This window comes from Akkermansia sp. AE01SA01 (assembly GCF_036417395.1).
GTDB lineage: Bacteria > Verrucomicrobiota > Verrucomicrobiia > Verrucomicrobiales > Akkermansiaceae > Akkermansia.
The window spans coordinates 245747-270784 of the sequence record NZ_CP143890.1; the positions used below are offsets into that span (position 1 = coordinate 245747).

The window sequence follows — 25038 nt, forward strand, 5'->3', positions numbered from 1 at the left end:
AAACTACATAGTTGATAAAAAAGGGGGATTCCATTCATCTTTGGATTGATTATTGGAGTTCATTTTGAGACGGTGTTCCGGCTGACGTGATAAAAATGATATGATAATGGGAAACTCAACTGACAGCAGCATGCTGAGGAAAACTGTTTTAATGACCTGCGGCGTGTCTCTCTTCTTCTCCGGCTTTGCCTTTTCCGCCCAGGGTGGGCCGCAGGAAGGGCGGCAGGCCCCGCTGGTGGAGGATGCCCGGAAAATCAATCCTTCGGCCGTCGAGGTGCTGCTCGGGAAAGACCACCGGATGACCTTCGACTTTTACGGGGACAACATCTTCCGCCTTTTCCGCGACGATTCGGGAGGAATTATCCGGGACCCGAAAGCGGAGCCCGAAGCTAAAATACTGGTCGGGCAGCCCAGGAAGGCCGTGTCCAGACTGGATGTTGGCAACCAAGGGAATATGGTCACAATCACCACGGGGAAAATCAGGGTGGAAATTGACAAGAAGACTTCCCTGATCAAAATCGTTGATTTGAAAACCGGAACAGTGGTTGTTGAGCAGGCGGCTCCCGTCCTTTTTGAAAAGGGCAAAACCACTCTGTCCCTGAAAACGGGGCCGGAAGAATACTTCTACGGAGGAGGCGTGCAGAACGGACGCTTCTCGCACAAGGGGAAAGTAATCTCCATTGAAAACCAGAATAGCTGGACGGATGGAGGCGTAGCCTCCCCCACTCCCTTCTACTGGTCCACAAACGGCTACGGACTTCTGTGGCATACGTTCAAGAAGGGGCAGTATGATTTCGGCGCCAGGGAAAAAGGCATCGTCAATCTCAGCCATGATGAAAATTATCTGGATGTCTTCTTCATGGTTGACGACGGAGCGGTCAACCTGCTGCAAAAGTTTTACCAGTTGACGGGAAATCCCGTTCTGCTGCCCAAATTCGCCTTCTACCAGGGGCATTTGAACGCCTACAACAGGGACTACTGGAAGGAAGATGAAAAAGGCATTCTGTTTGAAGACGGCAAGAGATACAAGGAGAGCCAGAAGGACAATGGAGGAATCAGGGAATCCCTGAATGGAGAACTGGACAACTACCAGTTTTCCGCCCGTGCCGTGATCGACCGCTACAAGGCCCATGACATGCCCCTGGGCTGGCTCCTCCCGAATGACGGCTACGGCGCCGGTTATGGACAGACGGACACTCTGGACGGAAATATTGCGAATTTGAAAAGCCTGACTGATTACGCTCTGAAAAACGGAGTGGAAATCGGCTTGTGGACTCAGTCGGATCTGCATCCCAAACCGGAGATAAGCGCCCTTCTGCAGCGTGACATTGTCAAGGAAGTCAGGGACGCCGGGATACGCGTATTGAAAACGGACGTCGCCTGGGTAGGGCCCGGCTATTCCTTCGGACTGAACGGTATTACGGACGTCGCCCAGATCATGACCTATTACGGGAACAACAGCCGCCCGTTCATCATTTCCCTGGACGGCTGGGCCGGAACCCAGCGTTATGCCGGCATCTGGACAGGCGACCAGACGGGCGGAGCCTGGGAATACATCCGTTTCCATATTCCTACCTACATCGGCTCCGGCCTGTCTGGCCAGCCGAACATCTGTTCGGATATGGACGGCATCTTCGGTGGGAAGAATCCCGTAGTCAACATCCGCGATTTCCAATGGAAAACCTTTACCCCCATGGAACTCAACATGGACGGTTGGGGAGCCAATGAAAAATATCCCCATGTATTTGGGGAACCCGCCACCTCCATCAACCGGTGGTATCTGAAACTCAAATCGGAACTCATCCCGTATGCCTACAGCATCGCGGAAGAATCCGTCAGCGGAATGCCGATGGTCCGGGCCATGTTCCTGGAATATCCCAATCCCTATACATTGGGCAAGGCGACGCAGTACCAGTTCCTCTTCGGCCCCTCTTTCCTGGTGGCTCCCGTCTACCAGGAAACGAACGCGGACAAGGAGGGCAACGACATCCGCCACGGCATTTATCTGCCGGAAGGCCAGTGGATCGACTACTTTACGGGCGACTTGTACGAAGGGGGTAAAATCTACAACTGTTTTGACGCCCCCGTCTGGAAATTGCCCGTCTTCGTGAAAAACGGAGCCATCATTCCCATGACGGGCCCGAACAACAACGTATCGGAAATAAATCCGAACCACCGGATATATGAAATTTACCCCCATGGCCGCAGTTCTTTCACCACGTACGACGACGACGGCGTAACGGAGGAATACCGGCAGGGCAAAAGCGTCAGAACCCGGATTGAATCGGACCTTGACGGCAATAATAACGTGACCGTAACCGTTCATCCGGCAGTTGGCGACTTCACCGGATTCGACAAGAAAAAATCGACGGAATTCCGCATCAACGTGACGCGGAAGCCGGACAAAGTTTCCGCACGGCTTGGCAAGGACAATCTGGAACTGGCAGAAGCGGCGTCCAAAGACGATTTCCTGTCACGGGAGAATGTTTATTTTTACGATGCCGCTCCCAACCTGAACAAATTCGCCACGAAGGGAAGCGATTTTGAAAAGAAAGTGATTGCCAAAAATCCTCAGCTCCTGGTGAAACTGGCAGCGACGGACGTTACGGCAAATCCCGTTGTGCTTTCCGTGGAAGGCTTCCAGTTCCAGCCTGCGGAAAAATACCGCCTCTCATCCGGTCCTCTGTCCGCTCCCGGGAATGCCGGAGTTACGGAAGAAAACACGGCTGCCTACACGCTGAAACCCACCTGGAATGCCGTAGCCAATGCGGATTACTATGAAATCGAGTTCGGCGGCATGCTGTACACCACTATCAAAGGAACGGAATTCCTGTTTGAAGATCTGGAAGCCGAAACTCCCTACTCCTTCAAGCTGCGTGCCGTCAACCGCGATGGTCATTCGGATTGGACGGCCTTTAATGCCAAAACTCAGGCGAATCCGCTTGAATTCGCCATTGAAGGAATTGTTGGTGAAACAACTGCGGAAAACCAGGGCAATTCCCTGACCAAGCTGTTTGACTTCAAGGAAAAGGATGCTTGGCACACGAAATATGGTGCGAAGGCCATCCCGTTTGATTTAGTCATGGATCTGAAAACAATCAACAAGATTGAAAAATTCCATTACGTTCCCCGTGAAGACGCCGGGAATGGCACCCTTCTGAAGGGCACCGTCTACTACAGCATGGACAAGGAAACCTGGACGAAGGCCGGAACCTTCCAGTGGGACAAGAACAATGAAGTGAAAATCTTCGGGTTCAAGGATGCTCCCACCGCCCGTTACATCAAGCTGAATATAACCGAAGGCGTGGGAGGCTATGGTTCAGGCCGGGAAATCTACGTCTTCAAGGTGCCGGGAACGGAAAGCTACCTTCCGGGCGATATCAACAATGACGGCAAGATCGACAGGAACGACCTTACCTCCTACATCAACTACACGGGATTGAGGAAAGGGGATTCCGACTTCGAGGGCTATATCAGCAATGGAGATATCAACAGGAACGGCCTTATTGACGCCTATGACATCTCTGTTGTCGCCACTCAGTTGGAAGATGACTCCGACCAGCCGCAGGAGGATGCCGACCAGGATAAGGGAGATGCCAAAAAACAGAAGGACGCCACCGCCGGAAAAAAGAAAGCGGAACTGGGCGGCAAGCTTCTAATCAGTGCGGATAAAAAGAGATACGGCAAGGGAGACATCGCCAAAGTGACTGTCAAAGGGCAGAAACTCAGTCTGGTGAATGCCTTGAGCTTTGCCCTCCCGTATGATCCCAAAGACTATGAATTCGTGGGTGTGGAGGTCACGGGCATGAATAAAATGGAAAACCTGACGAACGACAGGCTTCATACGAATGGTGACAAGGCGCTGTACCCCACCTTCGTCAACATCGGTGACAAGGAGCCGGTAGAAGGTACCAAGGAACTCTTTGTGTTGAAATTCAAGGCCAGAAGGGATGTCAAATTTGATTTGAAACTCAAGGACGGCATGCTGGTGGACAAAAAGCTGAATACTAAAAAATTGTAAGGGCGTCTATTCGAGCGGCCCCGTTTTCCGGTAATAATTCAACCGGAAAACGGGGCCGTATTGTTTTTGTCGGTGGCAAATCCGGCATGATGAGCCTGCCGCTTCTCCCGCCTTTTCTGAAGCCAATGGAGAAGCTCTTCCTGAGTGCGGGAATAAGGAAAAAAGAACCCCTGGGAACGATGCGTACCTGTGGTCCAACACGGATGAAAGAAACCGGAAACAGGGGTATTTGGGAATCCGTGAATATGAATCTGAACCTCTCCGTCCATTCGGGCGGCATGCTTCTGAAGTAGGGACGGGTGTATTGCGACTGGAGTTACAACTGGGGAAACGTGGCGGACCGCCCCTATGACGGTAATTATATGGGAACCGGAGCCGGAAATGTGTTTGTGCTGTATTATTACGGCAGGCAGGACGCACTTGAATTGATGGTCCAGCTACTATGCGCCGGGCGGTTCAGGGAATATTCCTCCGGCGGCGTAACGGTGGCTTCCTCTGATCTCGTTGGATTGATGGGCATGCCGTCCTGGCTTTTTCACCACTTCCTAGATGATGGAAAAAGTTCCGTGGAAAAATGAACAAGGGATGGGAGGATACGGTTTCCCTGAATAGGAGGGCCTGGGTAAAACCCCTCTTCCGGGTAGCAATCCCCAACTCCCTGGGAACCGTTCTGGAGATGTTCAGCTATTATTTCATCAACAGCATGAGTACGGATATTCCGGCGCGTTTGTATGAAAGGGAACGTGCGGGGAAGATGCACGTTCATTCAATGCCAGAACCTTTCCGGAACGCTTGAAGGCGGAATTGCTGAAAAAGCACCAGACTCTAATGAATTAGGCGTTCGTTTCTTCCCCGGCCGCGGAATGCTTCTGCTCTTGGAAGGGACTGGTGGCCCGGTAGGAGAATCTTCAAGCGTCCATCTGTTTGGAACAGACGGAAAATCAGGATTGTTCCGCTGGCCGTGCAGTATCATTCATTCTCGAAATCCCACACGCGGCGGGGGCCATTCTTCTTCGTCCTGCCGCCATTGGCCTTCCGGAAGGGGTCGAAAAGGTTGTCCAGCCCGTTCCCCTTCAGGAGCAGGCATTGTTCCATCAGGCGTCCCAGTTTGCCTTTGGGGAACCCCTTGGCCTGGAACCATGCCAGATATTCCTGAGGCACATCCATCAGGGGGCATCCCTTGGGCGGGTATTTGGCCGGGCCGTACATGCCGAATGGGATGTGGGCCTGGGCTATTTCCTCCACCAGTTTTCTCAAGTCTTCCGCATCCGGGATTCCTGAATCATTCATAAGTTGCAGTGATTAGTTGTTGCAGGCATTTCGCCAGTTTTTCCGGAGCTTCCAGAGGAAGCCGATGGCCGGCATGGGGGATGATCACCGCCTTGTCCCCCGCTGCCCGGCGGGCAAGGGCAGTAAATTTGGAGTCCCGTTCCCCGGCTATCCATAATTGGGAAACACGGGACTGCTTGAGGAGCGGGGCCAGGTTTTCCTGGGCGCCCACGGACCAGTCAATAAACGCGCGGGAGATGGACTTGCGCCACGGTTTCAGGGAGGAGCGGCCAGGATTTCCCGCTTCTCCGCCAAACACGGCCTGCGCATCCCATTCCCTTAAAAAATCCTCCCAGGGGGTGGAGAGACATTTAACGGCCCATTCCGCATCCGCGGCGCGGCGCGCGGCCTTTTCCTCTTCATTCTTCAGACCGGGGTTGGCGCTGATGAACATGGCCCCCTTCCAGAGTGGGGAATGTGCCAGAACCGCGTGCATGGCCAGTCTTCCTCCCAGGGAATAGCCGCAGATATAGGGGCGCTTGTCCTGTGCGGCAATTTCAGAGCAAAGCACGCGGCCCATTTCGGGAAGGCTTTTAGGGCAGCATTCCAGATATTTCCAGAGGTTAAGAGCGCGGGATTCGATTCCGTTGGAACGCAACGCATCCATGACGGGCTTCCAGTCCGCCGGAGATCCCAAGTTGCCGTGAAGGAGCCAGATCATGGTCGAATTTCTGTTCTATTTGACGCCGTATCCCGCCAGGCCATTCATGAACATCTGAACAGAAATCATGATGAGCACCATGCCCATCAGCCGCTCCAGGGCGACTGTCCCTTTTTCCCCCAGCAGGCGCAGGAATTTATGAGCGATGAAAAGGACCAGACCGGAAAGCAGCCACGCCGTGATGATGGCGGCGGCGTAAGTCATCTGGGAAATGCTGTCCGGGCTCTGGGAAGCATGCAGCATGATGATGGCCAGGGAGGAAGGCCCTGCCATCAGCGGCATGGCGATGGGAACGATGAAAGGTTCGTTCTTTCCGGACGCATGGGCCGCGGACGTGAGCATATCCTTGGCGGGAAACACCATTCCCAGAGCCACGAGGAACAGCAGAATTCCGCCGGAAATGTTCAGGGTAGCCGGTTCCAGACCGAGCAGGTTCAGCAGGAATTTTCCGGAGAAAAAGAACAGGAGCAACAAGAACAGCGCAAAAACCAGTTCCCTTTTCAGAATGGCCTTTTGCTTCTCCGGCGTGTATTTTTTCATCATTCCTTGGATCATCGGCGCCAGTCCCACGGGATCGATGACAATGAACAGAAGAATGACTGTGGAAAGAAAGTCCTGCATGGATGTCTTTCTTTGTAACCCATGAAAAAGCGTCCGTCAAAGGCAACCGCCGGCAGCGGGCAAATTCCGGCTTTGGCCCACTATTCCCTTCAGCCGTTCGGAAGAGGGAAGCAGGGTCTGGTAAACCTGTCCACCCCGCCGGATGAATTCACTTTCTCGGAAGCTCAGGGAAAGGAACAGGGAGCGTGCGGAGAAAGTAGCCGGATGAACATGGACGAATGCCTCGCGGTCCGGCGGCATGCAGGAAAGAGCCTTCCGGGCCGGCAGGCTTCCGATGCCGTGCGCCTCCTGTATCCCGGCCGGACGACCAGAAAGCCGATTCCGCCGTGCTTTGGGGAGAATGCCGTTCCTCCGGCAAGTTCTCCTTCCGTCCAGGCGCCAAAGGCCGTATTTCTGGCAGTGCACCGTTCCATGACGCCACGATGATCAGCAGGAGCCATGCCGGGAAAATCGTCCCGGACGGTTGCGGTCATTTCCATCCAGGCGGGAAAATCCGCAGGCGCGGCCTGACGGATGAAAACGGGGGAATGGGTTGGCAGGGCGGCCATGGACGGCGGATAAAGACTTGTACCATTTTTTGGAAAAGCTTGCAAAAACCAGTGCCGGATGCGTACCTAATTCACTATTTTTAAGAGTTAAAGAAGCAGGTCTTGAATGCTGTCGGAAGAAATGACGCCCGTTTCCATGGAAGACAGAGTACAAATGGCATCCATCAGGTTTTCCTGGCCCAGGGCGAGCCCGGCCTCTTCCACAAGCACATCGTCGATGTTCAGGGAAGCGACGGAGATGGAGGGGGCTTCCGGCGCCGCAGGCTCCATCAGTACGGAAATGCCGATTACCCCGACGACCAGCGCCGCTGCGGAGGAGGCCCAGATGCGGAAGGAATTCCACTTGAAGCTTCGGATGGATTCTACGGGAGCGGACTGTGCGCGTTCCTCTTCGGCAATACGCATCATGACCTTACGGGTAAAGCCATCCCCCGGAGCCGTCTGGGAAGCATGGCCGAGCAGTTGCCAGAGTTTTGTATCGTCCTGTTCGTTCATCGTGATTATTCCGTTGGGGGTTCTATTACAGAAACCCCGGAAGGGGAGGAAGGTTTCTTGGCCGTGTCATTTTTTCTTTCTTCCGCCGCCCGGCGGATGACGGGAGCGAGAACAGAGGCTATCCGTTCATATCCTGAAGCGGATGGATGCAGGCCGTCGGAGGAAAGCTCCGCCGGAACTCGGCCGGATTCATCCGCCATCAGCCGTCCCGGTTCCGTGTAAAAAAAACCTTGCTCGGTGGCCAGGGCCTCCAAGCGCAGATTGATGGAGGCAATGCGCTCCGCCGTTCCCTCCCGGCCGCTGTTGCGCGGGTAAAATCCCTGAAGAATGATGGAAGCTCCGGTGAGCCTGTTCCTGGTTTCCCCGCATACGGCGCGAATGCCCAGCAGGATTTCTTCGTCCGTGTTTTCCGCAAAATTATTCGTGCCGATCAGCACCACGCACACGGCGTCTGCGGCGGCGCCGTCCAGCTCTCCGTGGCGTAGCCTCCACAGGACGTTTTCCACGCGGTCGTAGCCGAATCCCAGATTGGCGGCTCTCATGCCCTCTGTGCATGCGGCCCAGGTCTCCGGGGATTTTTGAAGGATGTCACGGTGCGGCTCGTCCACGGGATTCCCTCCCCAGAAATGGGTGATGGAATCTCCGATGAAAAGCAGGTCCGGATGTGTTTCCCGGACCAGGCGGCAGACCGCTTCATGCCGTGCGGGCCAGTCGTAGATCAGGAAATCCCTGTTCTGGGTGCAGGGAACCAGCGTGGAAGGAACGGGGGAAATGGAGGGGATTCCCGGCATGACGAAGGTTTCCGGTTCTCCGATTCCCTTTTTGCCCGTAAAAAGGCGGTAGCGTATGCGCGTCCCCGGAGGCGCCTGGATGGGGGCCAGGTACTGCCCCTGCGTGCACAGCATGCGGGAAGAATCCGCATTGAGGTCCACACGGATGACGGCCCCGTCCGGAGCATGGGCCGGGGTAAGTTCCAGTTCTCCGGCATCGTTCAGAACGGCGTGGATTTCAGGGGATGGAAGGGCTGCCGTCATGATACGTCGCGCATATGCTGCCGCATCTGCCTGCGGCCGATGGAGTCGGGATGACGACCTTCCTGCATGCAGTAATTGACAGGGCGGCTCTGGGAGGCCCCGTGCGGGGCGCCAAGCCTTTTATCCGGTTCCGACGGAAGCAGGCGTACTACCCGCTTGTTTTTCCAGACCAGCCAGAGAACCGCCAGGGAAACCAGTGCGGAGACATGCAGGATGATGCCCGCAACATTCGCCAGGGCGAAGGACATCCAGGCCTTCATCAGGACGTGCAGGTGGGATTCCGGGGCTTCCTCCGTCTCCAGGATGGTTATATTGGCTTCCGGGATGCTTTCAGGATTGTCCGCTTCCAGAGCGGGCAGGGCGGGCTTGGGGGCGGCGGCCATATTGGCTTCCGTTCTCCGGGCCAGGGAAATCATGGCCGTGATCAGCTCGTCCTGCGGATTGGTGAAGCGGGAAGCGTCCTGCTTCACCTGGTAGAGCAAATCGCGCCGTCCGGCATCCCCCAGATGGGAGCTGAGGTCGGGATCCAGGGCTATCTGGGCGCTTTTGATATCCCCCATATGGAAATGCAGCAGCAGGTTGCGTTCCTTGTCCTTGAAAATCTGGCGCGCGATGGTGGGGGCGTTGACGGAGGGGGGGACCTTCTGCCCGGCGGCGAAGATGCTGACAAACAGATTGACGTTGTAGCGGTCCTTGATGAGCCGGATAAGTTCAATGACGTCGTTCCTCTCCACTTCTCCAAGTAGCTTTTGCGGATCTATCAGCCCTGTCGTGGTCCGGATATATTCCGGCAGGAAATATTCGTTTACATCCGTGAAATCCTCCGGAATGGGGTCCACGGCGGGGGAATCTGCGTCCGCAGGCGCTTCCGGCGCGGAGGGAACCGGAGAAACGGCGGCTTCCACGGGGGGGAGGATGGGGGCATGGCTTTCCCACCATGTTCCCTTCATCAGGGACTGCTGGTCTTTGGAAGACCATTTCAGGAGGGGAAGCTCCTGAGCGGGGGCCGTCAGGACCGCCATGAAAAGCATGGTTGCAGGCAGGAGCTTTTTCATGCCGCACCGCCTCCTTTCCTTTCTGCCGGAGAGGGCGGCGTAAGACCGTACCTCATGGGATGTCTGACCTTGGAACGCGCCTTCCGGGCCACAAGGTGGACGGCGTCCTTCATGATGGAGCCCGCGGCGTGCAGAAGCATGCTTTCCCGGAGGGGAATGCGGGCTTTCATTATGGACTTGTTGATCAGGTCCGGTTCTACATAGGGATCCAGTTCGTATCCCCACATAAAGCAAGCCGTATCCGTCCGCACATCCAGCACCAGAACCAGCAGCCACTGCGGATCGAGGGGGCCCTGGTGATTGGGAAATCCGGCTTCATCCACCATCAGGTGGTTCATCATCCAGAAACTGTGGGGAATCAGGGAGAAGGGCTCCAGAATATTGGGAAAATAGACGGAAAGAAGAACGGGGGGAATGCGGCGTTCCAGTTTTTCCAGCAGGGCGTTCAGCTTCACGCGGTCCTGCTGGCGGAGCGCTCCCGCGTTGTCGCACACGCGGCGGTAGGGGATGGAATCCCTGCCGTATTTCTTGTCCAGATTTTCCAGGGAAAAGCCGCAGTGAGGGCACAATGATTCCGCCCCGCGGTGGAAATTATGTAAGCACTTCGGACAAGTCGGCACGAGGAAAGTTTAAGCACGAATTTCGTTGCCGAAAAGGCTAATTGTCAGAAAGAAATCGTGTATGTCTCAATCTTCCAGATTTTCTCTCGTCACGCGGTAGATGGCGGCGCATCTGGGGCAGGTGATTTCCAGCTCATTTTCTCCCTGGAACAAATCTTTCTCTTTCTCCTGGAGCGCCTTGAGCGTTGGAAGTATGCGGTCCAGGGTACAGCCGCAATAAAAACGGAAGCGGCGGGTTTCCAGCACGCGCGTATTTTCGTTTTCTTCCAGATGGGCCATCTTTTCCTGATTGAGGGAATTGAGCCATTCCTCGTCGGCGTCCGGCTGGGCCGTCACCATCGTATAGCATTCGTCCGGCAACTCAATGCAGCGTGCCGTTCTCTGTTCACTCTGCTTGTAAAATTCCTCCACCCACTGGGCGGGGGATACACCGGGAATGGGAACGACGGAATAACGCGGCTCCTGCCCCTTGCAGAGCATGGTGGAATACAGCGTATTCTCTTCCGGCTCTTTTACGTCCTGCGTGAAGACGCGGCCTACGACGGATTCCGTCAGGGATGATCCGGAAACGAACAGGTTGGCCACGATCGGAGTTTTCAGATTGACTGTCCACGCATGCTGTTCCGCCCAGGGGCGGGCAACCATGTACAGCGTGAAATAGGCCATCAGCTCTTTCAGCAGGCTGTCGTAAATCTCTTCATTGCGCAGGCCGTACTGCATGAGATGAAGATAGTAGTCCGTAAACAGGGGTGAGAACTTCGCTCTAAGCGCCAGGCAGTTGCGTCCACGCACAAAGATAGATTCAACCGTAACGAATTCTTCTACCATTTCTTCGCTCATATGATGCAAATTCATCCCTTTTACAGGGAAAATCAATCATGCCTCCTGTCATCGCCGGCTATCATGACAGGCCGGAACGGCCTGTTCCGGGGAAATTGCGGGTATGTTACCCTCCTGAAAAGGAAGATGAAAAAGAATTCTTTCCGGAAGTACCTGGCGGGTTCCTTTTAATGATGGAACGGTTGAAATAAGGGGGGGAGGAAAGCCGGAAACCTTGGGGATTTCCGGAACGCTACGTTCGGAATCGGGTATTCCCGACGGATGAATTAACGTATTCTCCGAAGTGAGGATGGGGCCGCCGCAGTCCCTGCGCCATTTCTTTTTTCATCCATGAAATGCGGCAAATGGTCTTCCGCAACATGGACTGGAGACAGCATCATAAAGAGGTGCGTAAACGCGCGACAAATCCCTGCGCACCAGCGTAGGAAAGTGAAAAGGAATTGGGAGGGACCAATAAGGAACAGGCCCTCTATTTGCACGCAATACAGCCTTTACCATGCCTTTCCATGCGTTTAACATGCGTGCATGGCAACCGACAAGAATATTACCATCCATACTTCCAAGGGAGACATCAAGCTGACGGTGTTCGCTTCCAAGACGCCCGTGACGGCGGCTTCCTTCCTGAACCTGGCTTCCCGCGGCTTTTACGACGGCCTCAAATTCCATCGCGTGATTCCGGATTTCATGATCCAGGGCGGCGATCCCACCGGGACGGGCATGGGAGGCCCCGGCTACCGTTTTGAAGACGAATGCCGCCCGGACCTCAAGCATGATGGCCCCGGCGTACTTTCCATGGCGAATGCGGGCCCCGGTACCAACGGCTCCCAGTTCTTCATCACTCATGTGCCTACCGACTGGCTGAACGGCAAGCACACCGTCTTCGGCAAAGTGACCGAAGGCCAGGACGTGGTGGACTCCATCGAGCAGGGAGATACCATTTCCCGCATCACGATTGAAGACGACACCGCCGACCTGTTCACGGAGCAGGCTGACCGTATCGCCGCGTGGAACAAGGTCCTCGGCAAATAAGGATTAAAAGGAAAAACGGTGGAGGCGGCGCGGAAAACGTTCCTCGAACGTTTTCCGCGCCGCCTGTCCCGATGATTGATTCCGGCACATGGTTCTGGCCGTTCAAAATCTGCGCGTGCAATATGGCGCGCGCGTATTGTTCAACGATCTCTCCTTCACGATTGAGGACGGGGAGCGCATTGCCCTGGCGGGGCATAACGGCGCGGGCAAGTCCACGCTGATGAAATGCATTGCCGGCCTCAATGAGCCGGACTCCGGTTCCATCATTCATTCCAAACACTGCCAGGTGGGTTATTTGCCGCAGGAGGGCATTCACGTCCGGGGGCGCAAACTGGTTGACGAAGCCATGTCGGCTTTTGCGGACCTGATGGACATTCAGCAGCGTATTGATGCGCTGACGCAGGACATGGCCGGGCTGGACCCCCGTTCAGCCGCCTATTCCGAAGTGCTCAATGAAATCGGGGAGCTGGAACTCGTGCTGAACGCCCATGACACCGCCCGTCTCCGGCCGCGGACGGAATCCATTCTGCGCGGCCTCGGATTCAAGGACCGGGATTTCGACCGGGACTGCGGCGAATTCTCCGGCGGCTGGCAAATGCGCATTGCTCTGGCGAAGCTTCTTCTTCGCGAGCCGGAAGTGCTGCTGCTGGACGAGCCTACCAATCATTTGGATATCCAGTCCCAGCGGTGGATGGAACAATATCTGCGCACCTACCGCGGTGCCATCGTGATCATTTCCCATGACGTGGCCCTGCTGGATTCCCTGGTTTCCCGGACGATCGCCTTTTATCACGGGCGTGCGGAGGAATATGCGGGAAACTTCTCCTACTTTCTGAAGGAAAGCGAACAGAGGAAGGAAATCCTTCTGCGCCAGAAAAAGGCCCAGGACCGGGAAATAGCCAAAACGAAGGAATTCATCGACCGTTTCCGCTACAAGGCCACGAAGGCTTCCCTGGTGCAGTCCCGCATCAAGCAGTTGGAAAAGGTGGAACTGATTGAGGTGGAGGAAGACGACGCCGTGATGGACTTTCACTTCCCTACTCCCCCGGCGGGAGGCCATTCCGTCGTCAAACTGGAAAAGGTCTCTAAAAATTACGGCCCCATTTCCATTCTGGACAAGTTTGACTTTGAAATCGTCAAGGGCGACCGCATCGCCATCGTGGGCGTGAACGGAGCGGGCAAGTCCACTTTTTCCCGCCTTATTTCCTGCGGGGAGGAACCGACTGCGGGACATGTCACAATGGGCCACCATACCCGGATCGCCTTTTTCTCCCAGACCCACGCCGACGATCTGGACCCGGACAAGACGGTGCTGGAATGCGTAGAAGCGGCTGCAACACGGGAATCCGCCCCCATGGTGCGGAATCTGCTGGGTTGCTTCCTGTTCCGGGGGGACGACGTGCATAAACGCGTGGGAGTGCTGTCCGGAGGGGAGCGGTCCCGCGTGGCCCTGGTCTGCATGCTGCTGCATCCCGCCAATTTCCTGATCCTGGACGAGCCTACGAACCATTTGGACATTCAGTCCCAGCAGGTCCTTCAAAAAGCCCTGGCCGAGTATCCGGGTTCCTACTGCATTGTTTCCCACAACCGCAGCTTTCTGGACCCCATTGTTACCAAGGTGCTGGAATTCGTGCCGGGGGAAAAGCCGCGCCTGTACATAGGCAACGTATCCGATTATCTGGAAAAGGTGGAGCGCGACCAGGCCCTGGGCGCTGCAGCGCGTTCTGCCGCCGCCGGAGGAACGGAGCAGGGCGGCGGGGGGGACCGGAAGGCACGCAGGCGCATGGAGGCGGAAATCCGCCAGAAAAAGACGCGCCTGCTTCGTCCCCTCCAGGAAAAACTGGAAGGCCTGGAAGCGGAAATAAGCCGTCTTGAAACGGAAAAAACGGACATCACGACCCGTCTGGAACAGCCGGGAACAGCCGCGGACACGGATGCCGTGATGGAATTGACCATGCGTTTCCAGCAGGCCGACCGACAGTTGGAAGCATGCTTTTCCCAATGGGCGGAACTTTCTGAAGAGATTGAGGAGACGGAAGCCCGCATTGAGATGGAAGCTGCAAAAAGCATTTCCGGCAGCTGACCAGATTTTTTTAACGAAAAACAGGGCCGTTACCCGAATGAGGGTAACGGCCCTGTTTTTATAAATATAAAGGGGAAAAGGATTATACCCTGCGGCGGCGCATCAGGAGCGCGGCCAAGCCGAGTAGCCCCAGAGAAGCGGTTGCCGGTTCTGGTACAAGGTCCCCGTGAAGCCCCAGTTGGGAAAGGCCAAGAAAGGTACCTCCTGTCTCGGGAGCTTTGGCGTTGACGGTCAGGGTGAATGTTTCTCCGGCCTTGACTGTGAGGGGGGTATTGAAAGAAGCTTCCTGTACGTCCGCTGTCGGAGTGCCATCTTTGTCGGCCTGGACGCGCTCGAAGCTCAGATCAGCCGTGGAGGACAAATCTCCGGAGGCTAGGGTAACGGTGGCGGTTCCTGCCTTGGAGTCCGCATTGTCATGCCGTGTGCCGGTACCGGTGACGAACTGAAAGCCCAGGTCCAGGGAAGAAATGGTGATATCCTGCGTCGCCGTGAAGGAAAAAGTAACAGTCCATCCGGTGTTATTTCCATTCATTTGGACGCTGGGAACCAGAAGGTTTGCGGCCAGATTGCTGGAAAGGGACGTGGAAGGATTGGTGAGCGTGACGGAAGCATTGTCCAGAAAGTCACTGTCGGCGTTAATGACTGTCTGGCGGAATTGGGTTTCATACAGAGTAGTTGCTGCCTGTACGCCGGAAATGCACAATAAAAAAGCTGAAATGGAGAGAAATGCTCTCATGTCCGCCATGCTATCGGTGTGTTAATCCGCAGTCAACGTAAAAATTACGGTAGAAATATGTTGACTAAAAATTCCTTGAAGAAAAGGGGAAAGAACTTTAATTTATTTTTCTCCCTTATCCTTTCATTTACAGTTGATTTGATCTTTCAGGAAGATAAAAATCCTCCTGCGGATTAACACTCCGCTACGGGCTAAAATCGAAATTGCTGGGACCTCTCTTATACGGTTGGCTGATTCCGGAGAATTTCTGCTTGCAGACATGTGTCTCCATTGATGAAGGTCCTTGTTCCCTTAAAAATTTCTTTATGGAATCAAAGTTGACGGAAGCCAATCCGTAGAAGTATCTCAGCTTCCTTGTTTTTCATGCCTGGAAAATGGGATGGTCCGGAATTTATCCGGATCAGCATTCTTTCAGGCCGGCTTATCTTTTCCCTCCTTTTTCCTGTATTCGGAAATCATGACGCCGCAGAGGGTCAAAAAAATCCCGGTTATGGAAATCCATGTCAGGCGTTCTCCCAGGATGATAGCGGAGGCTATCACGGCCACAACCGGGACCATGTAAATATAGACGCTGGATTTGACGGCTCCCAGCACTTCCACCACCCGGCTCCAGGCCAGGAAACACAGGGCGGAGGCAAAGAAGCCCAGATACAGCAGATTGGCGGCGTTGACGGGCCGGATGAACAGATCCCAGTCAAAGTTCACCGGCAGCAGAGACAGGGCCGGCACCATCATCACGATGCCGTAGAAGAAAATGCGGCGTGTGCAGGCTACCATGTTGGACGTATTGACGCCGATTTTCTTCATCAGGATGGAATAAACCGCCCAGACAAGGGCCGCCCCCAGGGCCAGCAGGTCGCCTGCCGGATTCAGTTCCAGAACGAAGGCTCCATTCGCCATGATGAGGAAGATGCCCGAGAACGCGGCGACAAAACCCAGGAAAAAGCGCGGCGTGAACCGTTCCCCCTTGATCAGGAAGTGGGCCAGAAGAGCTGTGAAGAACGGCACCACGGCCACGATGATTCCCACGTTGGAAGCCAGTGTGTACGTCAGGGCGATGTTTTCCAGCAGGAAGTACAGAGTGACTCCCGTTAAACCGGCTCCGGCAAACAGGAATTCCTTTTTCCAGCCGGAGAAAGGCATCAGGCGTGGTTTCAGGCACCAGAGGAAGGCGTAGCCGATGACAAAGCGCGTGAAGAGCACCGTAACGGGCGTAAAGTCCCGCAGCAGCACTTTGGTGGAGACGAAGGTTGTGCCCCAGATCAGGATAGTCAGCAGGGCGGCAATGTGCCCAAGGGTTTTTTGGCGGCGCGGCATGAAAAAAGTGGACGGAAAAAGTTCGGCGCGCATTCTGTAGGCCCTGACGGGCATGATCAACCACAAATATCCTTAAGCTCCGGGGAGGATACCGATATTTCAGTCATGCCGGAATATTCGGCAGGGAGCGTTTTGCTCCCCGGAAAAGAAAAAGCCGTTTTCCTGTGGGGAAAAACGGCTTTGAAATGTTTAAAGACGGGGGTTACTTTCTTCTTCTGCGCATAAGCAGGGAAGCCAGCCCGAGAAGGCTCAGTGAAGCAGTGGCCGGTTCCGGAACCAGTTCGGCAGGCATGGCATTCTGGCTCAGGTAGGCGAAATCGTTGCCATTGAGCACGCCGTCATAAACGGCCACGTTGTCTATATAGACTTGGGAATTAGTAGCGGCATGTTCGCCTCCTCCCCTGATGCCGGTAACGAGGGTGGAATCTGAAAGGCCGGTCGTGATGGAATTGGTCAACTGGCCGTTTTTGTACACATTCATTTTGTCGCCTTGGAAGGTCAGACCCAGGTAATCCCAGTTGCCGGGGTCTGTCTGGAAGAGAAGAGTTCCTTGCGGAATACCTATGTCGGCACCGTTGTAAATCACCCACTGGTTGGAAGCATTCATTTCCACCCTGATGGTTGTGTTACCGAATGTGATGGAAAGGGCATCCTGCCAGACGGGATTGTTGCCGTTCTTCAGATGGAGGCCGACGCTGAATCCGGTGGAAAGGTTGATGCCGTCAATGCCGCCACTGTTGCTGATATTGAATGTTGCGCCGTTCACTCTGTGGGCATAGCCTCCATCACCGAGGGGAACATTGTCGCCGGTCCAGTTAATGTACCCGGCTGTTCCGTTGATAGCGGTTGTTCCGCTCCCCAGGTTGGTTAAATTCTGCTCATTCAAATTGTTGAAATCCAGTCCGTAAAGAAGGGTGGAAGCATCGGCGTTTGAAGCCAGTAATGCTGTTCCCATCATGACACTGGAAAAAAATACAGCCGCCAAACTTTTGCGCATGGCCGGATCAAAACGAATTTGAAATCCGAAAAAGCTTTCAAATTATTTTGAAAAATACATAAATCATTAATGGTGATATTATTGAATATTTATTCATATAGTTTCTCCCCGTCTTTCCAGCTCCTTCTTCACTCTTTTCAGCTTTTCTAAGACATTTTGTATCAAAAAATTTCATTGACTTCGGATTTCAAATTCGATGTATGAAGAAATATTTAATATTAAAGAAAAAAGAATCTTTCAGAAGAAGGAACAGATTTGCGTTTTTATGTGTAAGAATGAAGGTGTCTTTAAAGCGCTTTAATTGACTTGATTAATCGAAGAATGAAATATGGAAGGAATGATGCAGGCCAGCTCCCTTTTGTCCTGATCGAAAAAAATCCGGGCAATACTGGAAAAGCATTGCCCGGATGTGTAATTGTCGGTTAACGGATTGTCAGGAATTTTCTGTCTTAGCTTTTGACGATGTCATAGTCATCCTTCCGGTCCTTGATAGTCCAGCCCAGGGCCGTTACTGCAGCCCGGAGACGGTCGGCTTCCGCCCAATCCCTGCTCTGCTTGGCCTGCCAGCGCTGTTCCGCCAGCGTACGTACTTCCTCCGGGACTTCTTCTTTTTCCTCTTTCGGCAGGATAATGCCGAAAGCGTTCAGGATGAAATGGAAGGCATGCCGCATATGAAGAGCCTCTTCGGGAGTCAGAGAGGGAACCTCCGCTTTTCTCATGGCGGTGAAGACGTGGCCCAGAGCTTCCGGAGTGTTCAGGTCATCGTTCAGGCTGTCCCATGCAGGCTGGAAAAGGCCCAGTTCAGGACGGGACACGCGAAACTCGTCGTAGGAAGGGATGTTATCCATTCCTGCGGCGGTTCGGAGCAGTGCGTCGAATTTGGCCATGCGGTTCAAGGCGCCTCTGGCATCTTCCAGGGAAGAAAGAGTGAAATTCAGAGGCCGGCGGTAGTAGCCGCCTGCCAGCACGTAGCGCACGGCTTCCGGTTTGTGGCCCAGTTTCTCTAGGTCTTCCAGCGTGTACATATTGCCCAGGGACTTGGACATTTTGCCGCCGTCCACCAGCAGGTGGGCGATATGGAACCACAGGCGCGCAAAACCGCCTCCGCAGGCGCAGCGTGATTGGGCCGCTTCGTTCTCGTGATGGGGAAATACCAAGTCCACACCGCCGGAATGAAGGTCGAAATCATTGCCGAAGTATTTGTGGATCATCGCGGAGCATTCCAGGTGCCAGCCGGGGCGCCCTTCTCCCCACGGAGACGGCCAGTAGTTGTCTCCGTCTTCCGGACGGCGGCTCTTCCAAAGCACGAAATCCGCCACGGAGTCCTTTTCATACTCATCTGCATGGGATCGGGCGTTGGCGGTTTTGCCGAGATCCAGTTCCCGCTTGTCCAGATGGGAAAGACTGCCGTATTCCGGGAAAGAGGAAATCCTGAAATACACGGACCCGTCTTCGGAAGGGTAGGCGTGGCCTTTTTCCACAAGGGCTTTTACCATTTCTATCTGCTCCGGAATGTGGGCGACGGCGGAGGGTTCCACATGCGGGGGAAGGCAGTTGAGGTCCTGGCAGTCCTGATGGAACTTGTCCGCCCATGCGGCGGTGAATTCCGCCAGAGTGACGGCCGCCTTGCGGGAGTCGCGGATGGTCTTGTCGTCCACGTCCGTCAGGTTGCGGACATGCGTGGTGGCTGTTCCTCCCAGTTCCACAACGCGGCGGAACACATCCTGCATGATGAAGGTGCGGAAGTTGCCAATGTGGGCGGGAGCGTACACCGTGGGACCGCAGCAGTAAAAGCGCAGCGTTTTTCCATCCATTGGGGAAATCTCCTGTGCCTTCCGGGTGCGGGTATCGTAAAGGTGTAACATGGCGGGACGATTAGAAGGGAAGAGCCGCGTCCGGTCAAGCGGGAAAAAAAGAACGGGGACACGTGGTTGACCGTGTCCCCGTTCTGAATGAATCGAATGGCTATGAAAGGGCGGAAAAACTACTTGTCCGCGTTCTGCTGACCCTTCTTGTAGTTCTCGTTAATGCGGTCGATTTGTTCCTGGGTGATGAACTTTTCGCGGTAGGGCTTGTTCTCGACTGTACGGTCCAGCGTATAGCCGAAACGCTTCTGAAAGTGCTTCCTGTGGGTTTCCATCTTTTTCTCGAAATCTTCCAGGCTGGGGCGGTTCTTGTGGTTGCCCCAGGCGGTTTCAGAGACGGCCATGGCCCGCGGATAGGTCATGTACATCAGCAGTTCTCCGGAAGGAATCCATTCCGCCCACATGCAGAGGTTGATGCCCTTGATGTGCTTGACGTCGTTCTTGTCCCGTCCGTTGCGGGGGTCGAAGTTGTAGCAGTCCTTAAGCAGGATGGGGCCGCCGCCGGGCCTGGCCCGTACGTCGTCCTTCGGGAATTTCATCTGGGTGCGGGCCAGGTAATACTTGTACTGGGGAGTGACGATCAGGTCGATTCCCTGTTCCTTCGTCTTGTCGATGCAGCGGGGGAATTCTCCCGGCAGCCAGGACATGACGGTTTCTCCCTTGTGGTAGTAACCCTTGTTGATGTCATACCACAGGATGGGCTTTTTCTTGTTTTTGGCCAGAAGGGCGCCCAGGCTCTTCGTGAAATCGCTCATCTGGGCTTCCACATCATCTCCCTGGCCCTTCTTGGCGCGTGCCGCCTGGCAGTCCGGGCACTTCTTCCAGTCGCCCATGGGGCATTCGTCCCCGCCGATGTGCACATAGTCAAAGGGGAAGATTTGTTTGACCGTGTCAAACGTGTCCTTGATGAACTTCTTGGTTCCCGGTTTCTGCGGGCAGATCAGTTTGGAGGAAACGCCGCCATGCGTCCATACCTGGGCACGCTTGGTATTGCAGCAGAATTCCGGGTAGGAGGCTGCCAGCGCCATATTGTGGCCGGGCATTTCCACTTCCGGCAGCACCTGGATGCCGCGTGCCCTGCAGTAGGCCACCAAGTCCTGGAGTTCCTTCTTGGTGTACATGCCTTCATTGGCCAGCAGGGCGTTTCCCTGGTTGGGCGGGGCGGAAGGGCGGACCGCTCCTATGGTACGGAGCTTGTCGTAGCCCGGAACGGGCAGGCGCCAGCCCTGGTCTTCCGTCAGGTGCAGGTGAAGGACGTTGTACTTATAGTAGTGCATGGCGTCCACAAAATTGTAGAGCTCCTTCATCGGGTAGTGATAGCGGCCTACGTCCACCATCATGCCGCGCCAGCCGAAATCCGGCGCATCCTGGATGCTGCCGCAGGGCAGCCCGGCCGGAGTATCCGAGAGCTGATCCTGAAGCTGGAGGAGGGTTGCCATGGCCATGGCTTTTCCATTGGGCGTGGTGTAGCGCAATTCCACGCCGCCGGGCGTAAGCTTTATGGTGTAGCCTTCATTGCCAAGTCCGGAAACTTTCTGTTCATTCAGGATTTTGAGGTTTTTGGTAGTGCCGGAGGCGGTCGTCACCTTGACGGGTTCCGGAATGATGTTGTAGGGGTTGGTTCCGGCCCAGCAAAGGGAGCAGAGGAACGCCGCCGCAAATAGGAATGCTTTCATATATAGTGACTTCTATCAGATCTTGTTTGGTTTGATTGTATTTTGGCTATTGTAAAAATTATGCGTCGCCATGCGGCATTTTTCAGATGCGGAACAATGGAGTGCGGAGGCTTTTCAATTCTTGCCGGTCCCGCAGTCCCATCTGGGGGTGACGGACAGCTTGCCCGTGGCTCCGGGAAAACCTTCCGGAACCTGGCAGTCCTTGCGGAGCTGCTGGTATAGCCTTCTGAGTTCCTTCATGGTTTCCGCATACTCCGGCTTGGCGTGAACGTCCACCATCTGGGCGGGGTCCTTGTGGTTGTCGAAAAGCATCCATTCATCGCTGGTCCAGAGGTAGGAAAGAGTATAGCGTTCCGTGCGGAGGCCGTCATGGCGCGGAGCGTTGTGTTCTCCGGGATTTTCATAAAAGGCGTAGTACAGCGGACGGTCCTTGAAGTCCGGGTGATCTCCCGTCTTGAACAGCGGCGTGAGGCTGCGTCCCTGGAAAGTGGACATGTTTTCCGGAGTGGCGGCTCCGGCCACTTCACAGAAGGTGGGGGCATAGTCCAATTCCTGCACCATGGCGTTGGAACGCACGCCGGGCTTGATGTGCCCCGGCCACTTCATGATGAGGGGCATCCGGAAGGATTCCTCGAAAATCCAGCGCTTGTCATACAAGCCGTGTTCGCCCATGTAGAATCCCTGGTCCCCGCAGTAGAGAACGATGGTATTTTTCTCCAAGCCGTTCTTTTTCAGGTAGTCCATGATTTCCCCGATGCTTTCATCCACGGAAAGCACGGTGCCCAGGTAATCTTCCATGTAATGGCGCCAGCGGCGGAGCAGAATATCATTCTTGGTCTTGATCTTGCCGCTGCGAATGTCTTTCACGAGCTGGAGGGTGCGGGCCTTGTGATAATTGTACCAGGCTTCCTTCTGCTGCGGGTCCATGCGCACCCATTCGGGCATTTCCCAGTCGTACTTGGTGTGCAGGGTCTTGGATTCAGGGCATGACAGCATCTTCTGTATGTCTTCCGGGACGACCTCTTTGATCAGGTGTTCGTCGGACCACACATTGAAGTGATTGAGTAGCGTCTGTTCCGTCATTTTCAGGAATTCCGGACGGTTGGCAAAGTCGTCTTCCAGATTGGCGGGCGGATCGGCAAGGTCTGCATACTGCTTGGCGCGTCCCAGGTTTTGGATGGAAGGACACCAGCAGCGGTGGGGAGCCTTGTGGCCCACGACAAGCATGAAAGGCTTGGTCTTGTCACGCTGGTCCAGCCATTTGAGACTCTTTTGCGTGACCAGTTCCGTGGCGTAGCCGGGTTCCGTCTTCACCACGCGTTTGCCGTCCTTGCCGGGCGTGATGAAATCCGGGTTGAAGTAATTGCCCTGGCCGGGGAAAATTTCCCAGTAGTCGAATCCGGTGGGATTGGACTCATATTTGGACATGTCTCCCCTGGCATTTGGCGGAATGGCTTCCAGGTGCCATTTGCCTACAATGGCTGTCTGGTAGCCGGCCTTCTGAAGCATCTTGGGGAAAGTAGGCTGGGAACCGTCAAAGGGGGCGGCGTGTTCATTGAACAGGTAACCGTTCATGTGAGAGTGGCGTCCCGTGTAAATGCAGGCGCGGGACGGTCCGCAAAGGGAGTTGGCGCAGTAGCTGCGGTCAAACACCATGCCTTCGTCCGCCAGCTTGCGGAAATTCGGGTAGGGCATGGGAGAATCTTTTTCACAGGTCCCCAGGGTCTGGTAGGAATGGTCGTCCGTGACAATGACCAGAATATTGGGCCGTTGGTCTCCCTCCTTGGTTTGGGCGCTGAAAGCCAGGGAAGCGGAGCAGGCCGCAAGCAACAGGCCGTTCGTTAGATATTGATGCATGGGATATGACAATATAGTGAAAAAATACCAGGAAAAAAGAAGTGCAGAGAATTTCCCGGCGTGCGGCTCTCCATGAAATGGAGACATTTGAAGTACACTAGCACCCCTATTTTCTCTTGCAAGGTAAAAAACAGACCAGAGAGTGCCGGAATGAGATAGCTGGCACGGAAGTATGCCCGGCCATGCATTTGATTTGCCGGAGAGACGCTTCCGGAAAGAATTTCCGCTAAAAAAGAGAAGCGAAGAAGACTACCGTTTTTCGGCTCCGGGAGCGGAGGCCTTCCGTGCCGCCTTTTGATCCAGAATCCATTTCCTGTCTTCCTCGCTAAGGCTTCTTAAAGAGGTTTTATTCTGGTGGCCGTCGAATTCCTGAAGCCAGACGGCCTGGTCCTTCTCCGAGTAGCGTGAAAGTTTGGCAAACAAGGTGTTGCCGTTTGCTCCGGTCCAGGTCCTGTAGCCTTTGGGAATCAGAGTTTTTTTAAACTTTTCATACTGCTGGTTCGCCAGTTTGACGCTGTTTTTGATCTGGTCGAAATAAAGGCGGCTTTGACCGTTGTAATAACCGCGGAGGGTATCCACCTTGGTGCCGTCCGGAGACATGATCAGCAGTACGGGCGTGCCCCTGACCCCGAACAGGGAAGGGGCCTTGCTGACATACTCTTTCATCCGACTGCGCTTTTTGGCGTTCGGCTCGCTTTCAAATTCTTCCGCCTGGTCATAGCAGACGCGGATAATATTTTCCTTGGCCCATTCCTCGAACTCCCGCGTGTGGAGCAGGTCCGCAGCCAGTTTCCTGCTGGGGGGGCTTCCCTTGGAATGGTGGAACCAGATCAGGATGGGATAGCCGGTTCTCTGGGCTTCCCGGAGGGCGGACGAATAACTCTGTATCCACCGCTGGTTTTCCTTCTTCCGCGTGAAGGCTTCATCCAGGCCGGGAATGGATGCGTCTGAATTGTAGGGGTCCGTGAAAAACACGGCTCCGCTGTCCGCACTTGCCAGCATTTCCTCCTGGGTGGAGGCGGTCAACTGGGTGGCCTGCTGCGTTCCGGGGCCGTTCCCCATCAGAGAAGGGGGAACGTTGGCGATGGATGCGGCCAGATTGTCCTGAAGCTGTTCGGAAAGGCTTTTCCGGACTTTCGGCTTGTTTGCATCCGGAGACGTCCCTGCACAGGAGGCCAGGAGAAACGACGTTATTATGAGCATGAAGGGCCTGAACAAACTCATGCCCGATCTGATAACATAACGGGAAAGGAGATGCAATCCGGGAATTACCCGGGCTACCTTCTGGCATTCCGGGGCGTTTGTCAGCCGCTTTTATTGTCCGGCTTTGGCTTTCTGTGCTTTCAAAGCTCTGTCAATTGAATGCAGATACCGGTCGTTCACGCTGCTCTCCTTTCCGGAACGTATCTTCCTTTCATATCTTTTCCCACGGGCGCCTTGATACAGGAATTCCGTTTTTGGAGTTCTTGCCAATGTTCTGAAGATAAGTTCGTCAATCTCTTCTTCACTCTGGTAACCTGCCAGTTTGATATACTTTTCCACTTCCCGCGGCTGACCGTGAAAATAACTCCACAGGCGCCCCATTAAAAGCTCTTCCATCATGTTGATGTAACTGGGAATGGTACTGTTTCTGTTATCCCTGAGAATTTGTTTGTTGATAAAAAAGAGATAATTGCGTTTACTTATTTCCGCAGGGTCGTCTTTGCGCGATTGGAATTTCATTTTTTTCAATTTTTCTTCCAGGTCCGGGTCGTAGCTTTCCCTTACTCTTTTTAATAGACCTGCAGAATAGGAAGCGAATAAATGCACTAATTCCTTGTGATGCTGTCGTTCGTACCTGAGGTAGTCTTCGTCGGAAATCAGCTCGAACGCGATTTGCATGAGAGCGGCACGTTTTAAAACATAGTCGTCTTTATTAAACCGGGGATGAGGAACATCCGGAGAATAATCCACGGTGAGTAGAGGCACTGCCGTGATGTAATATAGCATCCAGAGCCTGTCCAGATAGCCTTTCTCGGAAAACCGGTTTGTTTCTTTCAGTTCTTGGCGGGAATCGTGCAGTTTCTTTTTAGCCAAAACATAAAATTCTTCCAGCCGCCCTTCCTCAAGCAGACTTTTTAATTGGGAGGATGAAGTTTCCGGATCTTTCAAAATCTCCTTGTTCCATGGAATGGGAATTGTCCTGGCCAACTGGACGGGTTCTCCTCTGCCGGTCGCAAGCGAAAGTATCAGGGCAAGCATGCAATAAGTGATA

General features: G+C 54.4%; 21 protein-coding genes. 4 read left to right on the forward strand and 17 right to left on the reverse strand.

What is annotated here, in order from left to right; translation table 11 throughout:
• Positions 1 to 106: 106 nt before the first annotated feature.
• Positions 107 to 4021 (forward strand): TIM-barrel domain-containing protein, encoded by a 3915-nt coding sequence (locus V3C19_RS01015; RefSeq protein ID WP_130083698.1) that lies wholly within the window; start codon positions 107 to 109, stop codon positions 4019 to 4021.
• A gap of 299 nt (positions 4022 to 4320) precedes the next feature.
• Positions 4321 to 4599 (forward strand): hypothetical protein, encoded by a 279-nt coding sequence (locus V3C19_RS01020; RefSeq protein WP_130083697.1) that lies wholly within the window; start codon positions 4321 to 4323, stop codon positions 4597 to 4599.
• A gap of 391 nt (positions 4600 to 4990) precedes the next feature.
• Here the strand turns inward: V3C19_RS01020 and V3C19_RS01025 are convergent, their stop codons facing one another.
• From V3C19_RS01025 to V3C19_RS01065, 9 genes are all read right to left on the reverse strand, one after another.
• Entirely contained in the window at positions 4991 to 5311 is a 321-nt protein-coding gene (locus V3C19_RS01025) for a DUF3820 family protein (protein WP_295931246.1), read from the reverse strand.
• On the reverse strand, positions 5304 to 6011 hold the full coding sequence (locus V3C19_RS01030) for an alpha/beta fold hydrolase (protein ID WP_295931249.1): 708 nt from the start codon (positions 6009 to 6011) through the stop codon (positions 5304 to 5306). Before V3C19_RS01030 ends, V3C19_RS01025 begins: the two co-directional genes overlap by 8 nt.
• Positions 6012 to 6026: 15 nt before the next feature.
• Positions 6027 to 6632 (reverse strand): MarC family protein, encoded by a 606-nt coding sequence (locus V3C19_RS01035; protein ID WP_130083694.1) that lies wholly within the window; start codon positions 6630 to 6632, stop codon positions 6027 to 6029.
• Between the two features lie 164 nt (positions 6633 to 6796).
• Positions 6797 to 7180: a hypothetical protein gene (locus V3C19_RS01040; protein WP_295931251.1), complete on the reverse strand. Its 384-nt coding sequence runs from the start codon at positions 7178 to 7180 to the stop codon at positions 6797 to 6799.
• Positions 7181 to 7267: 87 nt separating this feature from the next.
• On the reverse strand, positions 7268 to 7675 hold the full coding sequence (locus V3C19_RS01045) for a hypothetical protein (RefSeq protein WP_295931255.1): 408 nt from the start codon (positions 7673 to 7675) through the stop codon (positions 7268 to 7270).
• Between the two features lie 5 nt (positions 7676 to 7680).
• A complete protein-coding gene (locus V3C19_RS01050) occupies positions 7681 to 8709 on the reverse strand; it encodes a GDSL-type esterase/lipase family protein (RefSeq protein WP_295877222.1) in 1029 nt (342 codons plus the stop codon).
• Positions 8706 to 9764 carry a hypothetical protein gene (locus V3C19_RS01055; protein WP_295931258.1) on the reverse strand — a complete coding sequence of 353 codons (1059 nt, stop codon included), beginning with the start codon at positions 9762 to 9764 and terminating at the stop codon, positions 8706 to 8708. The genes V3C19_RS01050 and V3C19_RS01055 overlap by 4 nt, the downstream gene beginning before the upstream one ends.
• Positions 9761 to 10333: a hypothetical protein gene (locus V3C19_RS01060; protein WP_295931261.1), complete on the reverse strand. Its 573-nt coding sequence runs from the start codon at positions 10331 to 10333 to the stop codon at positions 9761 to 9763. The genes V3C19_RS01055 and V3C19_RS01060 overlap by 4 nt, the downstream gene beginning before the upstream one ends.
• Before the next feature lie 117 nt (positions 10334 to 10450).
• The gene (locus tag V3C19_RS01065; RefSeq protein ID WP_130083688.1) at positions 10451 to 11224 is read right to left on the reverse strand and encodes an Hsp33 family molecular chaperone HslO; all 774 of its coding nucleotides are present in this window, start codon (positions 11222 to 11224) and stop codon (positions 10451 to 10453) included.
• Between the two features lie 525 nt (positions 11225 to 11749).
• Between V3C19_RS01065 and V3C19_RS01070 the strand changes: the two genes are divergently transcribed.
• Positions 11750 to 12253 carry a peptidylprolyl isomerase gene (locus V3C19_RS01070; protein ID WP_130083687.1) on the forward strand — a complete coding sequence of 168 codons (504 nt, stop codon included), beginning with the start codon at positions 11750 to 11752 and terminating at the stop codon, positions 12251 to 12253.
• A gap of 88 nt (positions 12254 to 12341) precedes the next feature.
• Complete coding sequence (locus V3C19_RS01075; protein ID WP_302388900.1) at positions 12342 to 14336, forward strand: ABC-F family ATP-binding cassette domain-containing protein; 1995 nt, start codon at positions 12342 to 12344, stop codon at positions 14334 to 14336.
• A gap of 82 nt (positions 14337 to 14418) precedes the next feature.
• On the opposite strand, the gene V3C19_RS01080 is transcribed toward V3C19_RS01075, so the two are convergent.
• The 8 genes from V3C19_RS01080 to V3C19_RS01115 all read right to left on the reverse strand — a co-directional run bounded on the left by V3C19_RS01080 (position 14419) and on the right by V3C19_RS01115 (position 25025).
• On the reverse strand, positions 14419 to 15072 hold the full coding sequence (locus V3C19_RS01080; RefSeq protein ID WP_295933524.1) for a PEP-CTERM sorting domain-containing protein: 654 nt from the start codon (positions 15070 to 15072) through the stop codon (positions 14419 to 14421).
• Between the two features lie 411 nt (positions 15073 to 15483).
• The gene (locus tag V3C19_RS01085; protein WP_295933517.1) at positions 15484 to 16389 is read right to left on the reverse strand and encodes a DMT family transporter; all 906 of its coding nucleotides are present in this window, start codon (positions 16387 to 16389) and stop codon (positions 15484 to 15486) included.
• Positions 16390 to 16591: 202 nt separating this feature from the next.
• Positions 16592 to 17347, reverse strand: coding sequence for a LamG-like jellyroll fold domain-containing protein (locus V3C19_RS01090; RefSeq protein WP_161981420.1), 756 nt, complete (start codon positions 17345 to 17347; stop codon positions 16592 to 16594).
• 488 nt (positions 17348 to 17835) lie between these two features.
• Positions 17836 to 19251 carry a cysteine--tRNA ligase gene (cysS, locus tag V3C19_RS01095; protein ID WP_295933515.1) on the reverse strand — a complete coding sequence of 472 codons (1416 nt, stop codon included), beginning with the start codon at positions 19249 to 19251 and terminating at the stop codon, positions 17836 to 17838.
• A gap of 119 nt (positions 19252 to 19370) precedes the next feature.
• The gene (locus V3C19_RS01100; RefSeq protein ID WP_130083682.1) at positions 19371 to 20927 is read right to left on the reverse strand and encodes a beta-N-acetylhexosaminidase; all 1557 of its coding nucleotides are present in this window, start codon (positions 20925 to 20927) and stop codon (positions 19371 to 19373) included.
• Between the two features lie 114 nt (positions 20928 to 21041).
• Positions 21042 to 22784, reverse strand: a complete 1743-nt coding sequence (locus V3C19_RS01105) for a sulfatase (RefSeq protein ID WP_130083681.1) — start codon at positions 22782 to 22784, stop codon at positions 21042 to 21044.
• A gap of 249 nt (positions 22785 to 23033) precedes the next feature.
• On the reverse strand, positions 23034 to 24008 hold the full coding sequence (locus V3C19_RS01110; RefSeq protein WP_130083680.1) for a thioredoxin family protein: 975 nt from the start codon (positions 24006 to 24008) through the stop codon (positions 23034 to 23036).
• A 90-nt stretch (positions 24009 to 24098) separates the two neighbouring features.
• Positions 24099 to 25025 carry a hypothetical protein gene (locus V3C19_RS01115; RefSeq protein ID WP_295877209.1) on the reverse strand — a complete coding sequence of 309 codons (927 nt, stop codon included), beginning with the start codon at positions 25023 to 25025 and terminating at the stop codon, positions 24099 to 24101.
• Positions 25026 to 25038: the final 13 nt, after the last annotated feature.

Coding starts and splice junctions, on each gene's coding strand:
- V3C19_RS01080 (WP_295933524.1), bottom strand. CDS start 15,072: ATGAGAGCATTTCTCTCCATTTCAGCTTTTTTATTGTGCATTTCCGGC.
- V3C19_RS01085 (WP_295933517.1), bottom strand. CDS start 16,389: ATGCCGCGCCGCCAAAAAACCCTTGGGCACATTGCCGCCCTGCTGACT.
- V3C19_RS01110 (WP_130083680.1), bottom strand. CDS start 24,008: ATGAGTTTGTTCAGGCCCTTCATGCTCATAATAACGTCGTTTCTCCTG.
- V3C19_RS01075 (WP_302388900.1), top strand. CDS start 12,342: ATGGTTCTGGCCGTTCAAAATCTGCGCGTGCAATATGGCGCGCGCGTA.
- V3C19_RS01065 (WP_130083688.1), bottom strand. CDS start 11,224: ATGAGCGAAGAAATGGTAGAAGAATTCGTTACGGTTGAATCTATCTTT.
- V3C19_RS01015 (WP_130083698.1), top strand. CDS start 107: ATGGGAAACTCAACTGACAGCAGCATGCTGAGGAAAACTGTTTTAATG.
- V3C19_RS01100 (WP_130083682.1), bottom strand. CDS start 20,927: ATGAAAGCATTCCTATTTGCGGCGGCGTTCCTCTGCTCCCTTTGCTGG.
- V3C19_RS01025 (WP_295931246.1), bottom strand. CDS start 5,311: ATGAATGATTCAGGAATCCCGGATGCGGAAGACTTGAGAAAACTGGTG.
- V3C19_RS01105 (WP_130083681.1), bottom strand. CDS start 22,784: ATGCATCAATATCTAACGAACGGCCTGTTGCTTGCGGCCTGCTCCGCT.
- V3C19_RS01040 (WP_295931251.1), bottom strand. CDS start 7,180: ATGGCCGCCCTGCCAACCCATTCCCCCGTTTTCATCCGTCAGGCCGCG.
- V3C19_RS01055 (WP_295931258.1), bottom strand. CDS start 9,764: ATGAAAAAGCTCCTGCCTGCAACCATGCTTTTCATGGCGGTCCTGACG.
- V3C19_RS01035 (WP_130083694.1), bottom strand. CDS start 6,632: ATGCAGGACTTTCTTTCCACAGTCATTCTTCTGTTCATTGTCATCGAT.
- cysS (WP_295933515.1), bottom strand. CDS start 19,251: ATGTTACACCTTTACGATACCCGCACCCGGAAGGCACAGGAGATTTCC.
- V3C19_RS01070 (WP_130083687.1), top strand. CDS start 11,750: ATGGCAACCGACAAGAATATTACCATCCATACTTCCAAGGGAGACATC.
- V3C19_RS01115 (WP_295877209.1), bottom strand. CDS start 25,025: ATGCTTGCCCTGATACTTTCGCTTGCGACCGGCAGAGGAGAACCCGTC.
- V3C19_RS01050 (WP_295877222.1), bottom strand. CDS start 8,709: ATGACGGCAGCCCTTCCATCCCCTGAAATCCACGCCGTTCTGAACGAT.
- V3C19_RS01045 (WP_295931255.1), bottom strand. CDS start 7,675: ATGAACGAACAGGACGATACAAAACTCTGGCAACTGCTCGGCCATGCT.
- V3C19_RS01090 (WP_161981420.1), bottom strand. CDS start 17,347: ATGATGGGAACAGCATTACTGGCTTCAAACGCCGATGCTTCCACCCTT.
- V3C19_RS01030 (WP_295931249.1), bottom strand. CDS start 6,011: ATGATCTGGCTCCTTCACGGCAACTTGGGATCTCCGGCGGACTGGAAG.